The sequence below is a fragment of the Caballeronia sp. genome (genome assembly GCF_049581465.1).
Lineage (GTDB): Bacteria > Pseudomonadota > Gammaproteobacteria > Burkholderiales > Burkholderiaceae > Caballeronia.
Map to the genome: position 1 here is coordinate 1 of NZ_JBAUSA010001229.1, position 2,793 is coordinate 2,793.

Annotated in this window: 4 protein-coding genes; 1 reads left to right on the top strand and 3 read right to left on the bottom strand. The window is 57.5% G+C overall.

Features of this window, described 5'->3' with window-relative positions:
* A partial coding sequence (locus WCA53_RS30000; RefSeq protein ID WP_423919902.1) for a porin occupies positions 1 to 666 on the top strand: 666 nt, incomplete at its 5' end.
* A gap of 245 nt (positions 667 to 911) precedes the next feature.
* On the opposite strand, the gene WCA53_RS30005 is transcribed toward WCA53_RS30000, so the two are convergent.
* The 3 genes from WCA53_RS30005 to WCA53_RS30015 form a co-directional block, all read right to left on the bottom strand.
* Positions 912 to 1,283, bottom strand: a complete 372-nt coding sequence (locus WCA53_RS30005; protein ID WP_423919905.1) for a hypothetical protein — start codon at positions 1,281 to 1,283, stop codon at positions 912 to 914.
* Positions 1,284 to 1,457: 174 nt separating this feature from the next.
* Positions 1,458 to 1,706 carry a hypothetical protein gene (locus WCA53_RS30010; RefSeq protein ID WP_423919908.1) on the bottom strand — a complete coding sequence of 83 codons (249 nt, stop codon included), beginning with the start codon at positions 1,704 to 1,706 and terminating at the stop codon, positions 1,458 to 1,460.
* Between the two features lie 411 nt (positions 1,707 to 2,117).
* On the bottom strand, positions 2,118 to 2,793 hold a 676-nt coding region (locus tag WCA53_RS30015), incomplete at its 5' end, for a phosphodiester glycosidase family protein (RefSeq protein WP_423919911.1).

Here is a 2,793-nt window from a genome sequence, read left to right on the forward strand (position 1 = left end):
AAGTTCAACAGCGCGAACTTCTCGGGCCTGACGTTCGGTGCAATGTACGGCTTCTCGAACCAGGCTGGCGCGTTTGCAGGCGCACCGGGAACGACCGGTTCGTCGTCTGCGTATAGCTTCGGCCTGAACTACACCAACGGCCCGTTCGGTATCGGCGCAGCGTACACGGACATCCGCTTCCCGGGCTCGGCATCGCCGACCACCTTCTCGACGACGCTCGCGAATTCGGCGATCACCGGTACCGCACGCGACCTGGCCACGGCAGGCGTGGGCGCCAGGTACTCGATCGGCGCTGCAACGATGTGGGCACTGTGGACCCACACGGACATCGAGCAGGTAACGGGCCACATGACGACATTCGATGCATATGAAGCGGGCAGTAAATACTTATTCACGCCGGCACTGACCGGCGCGCTCGGGTACACGTACATGCAGGCCAAGGATCTGACCAACGGTCACTGGAACCAGATTGACGCGAGCATTGACTACAACCTGAGCAAGAGCACCGACGTGTACCTGCTGGGCATCTACCAGGACGCTTCAGGCAAGACGTCGAAGAACACCGACCTGCAGGCACAGATCGGCGCCAGCTCGAGCAACTATCTGCCGGCCGCCGGCGCGAATACGCAACTGGCTGTTCGTATCGGCCTGCGTCACACGTTCTAAACGGGTTCCTGCGACGGTCGTCGTGTGCGATGACCGGGATATTCGAGATCAGCAATACGCTGCGCCGCGAGCAGCAGGCAGTCTCCGGCTGCGTGACTACGTGACGGACTTTTACCTCCGTGCGCGGCGCGACTGCAAGCGAATCCGCGCGACGTGCACTCGGCGTATCCAGGCAAACAAGTCGTCTAGATACGCCATCAACCGTCTCGCATCTCAACAATAGTTTCCGATACGCTTGGCGCAAGCTAGCAGCGGTTCATCTTGATTACGCGGGAAACCTGGCCAACTGTGAAGCCACTCTCGTGAGCATAAGGTGCACAATCAAGCGGAGCGGTCAGTGATTCGCTTACAGCGAACTGGCCAACGTAGCGAAACAGTTCAGTCTCGAGCTTGATGAAAACAGGGATCGCCTCGGCCTGTCTTGCGAGCGTTCTTCCGGCGGCACGCGCTGCAGCACCGTCGCTACAGACGATAACATCAGGCGCTTGCGCGTTGAGATCGGGTCGCAGGCAGGCAGCGACCACCTTGCCATTCCTGGTCGGAAGGAAAGCTTGCTTACTGCCGCCACAGACAGCGTGGATGTAGTCGCGACTATAGTTCTTGTCAATTTCAAACATGAGAGACCTCCGTAAAATGCATAACGCAACGTTGATACGTGACAAAGATACTAATTAGTATGGCTAAATATATAAATTGAACTTGAAAATGAACCAAACAAGGCTGCTTGAACGCCGCCTGCACTGGCAAGGCGCCCGTCCCTGCGTCAGCAGTAAAAGAGCGGCCCGGCTTCATCACCACCGCTCATTCAGCGCGCCCAACGCCTGCAGCACGGCGTTTCCTTCGCTCGTAATAGCGAATCTGGATTCTCCGATTTCCGCTTCAATGAGCTCGGCAAGTCCAGCTTCTTGGAGCGCCACTACGTCAGGACTTCTCATCCTCAATTCGATTGGCCCGCGACATAACAGGACGAGGGCCGCCATCTCATGCGCGCTCAGGCACGGTGCGTGTTCGAACGCGCGAATGCGTTCAACGGTTTTCATCGCTACTTCCTTTCCCGGATTTGACACGCGCGCACTTATCCAGACGCCGAGCCGCCCCCATGGTGCAAGCAGGCGCATACACGCGTTGAAAATTCACGCTCGCGAAGGCACGGCCATCCGGACGCTTGAAAACCCGGCGTCCAGGTTGCTCTAGATAAGGTGCACGAAGAAGACTACTGAGGCGCGCACCGTCTGCCTGTTGGCAGGACGGCGGCTGAGAGAGTTGGCACGCGGACGTCCTGCCGGTCAGGCAGTGAGACTATTCGACAATCGACGACATCGGCTATGCATGGCACCACTTCCCTGTTTGATGTACGAAATATTGTAGAGATCCTAATTTCGGTGGCAAGTAAAAAGATAGTAAAGAACGAGTCGGCGCAGTCCCCAGTATTGTTGATGAAGGTCCCTGTCTTACGGCGTATTGGTTGTCGTTGCGCCGATTATCGCGGCAAAGCTCGGGCCAAGGCTGTTGTTGCCAAAGGGATAGAGTTGAGAAATCGAACCGTCCAGATATAGGGCGTCCCGACACCCTACTTTGTCACGCAGTTGCTGGGCAAAGTCATAGAAGTTAATGGGGGCGCGGCTTCGGACCAGCACGATTTCAGTGCTGGTTACTACGCACACTGCATTGCGCACTACCCGGTTGCTGGAGCCCTGAGTGAGCAAGGGATTGATGTTGGCGTCGCGTAGCAATATGGGCCCGGATTGGGTAGCGTATTGCGCGGACGAAAGGCGGTTGTCCTGATCGGTTGCAATGTCGTCCGTATTGACGATGGCCGCTTCGCTTGCCGACAACAGGAAAACGCCGTTCGGCTGCAAATAGAAATTGCCATAGGCCTGCTTGCGGACGTTGAGCCTCCGCAATATTCGACCGCCTTCCACATACATGCCGATTGGCCGCAGGTCCTCGCCGAAAATACCTGCGTTGGTCGCGCAGACCAGCGTTTCGCCGCGGGTTGCGAGCCATGCGTTGAGCCGCCCGAAGCTGCCAAAAACCAAACCGTCCGGGCCGCGCCAAAACATCCGAATGCGATCCTGGCCAAGTGTCAGACGGCACGCGTCTACTGCCAGATCGCCCGTGCCGTAG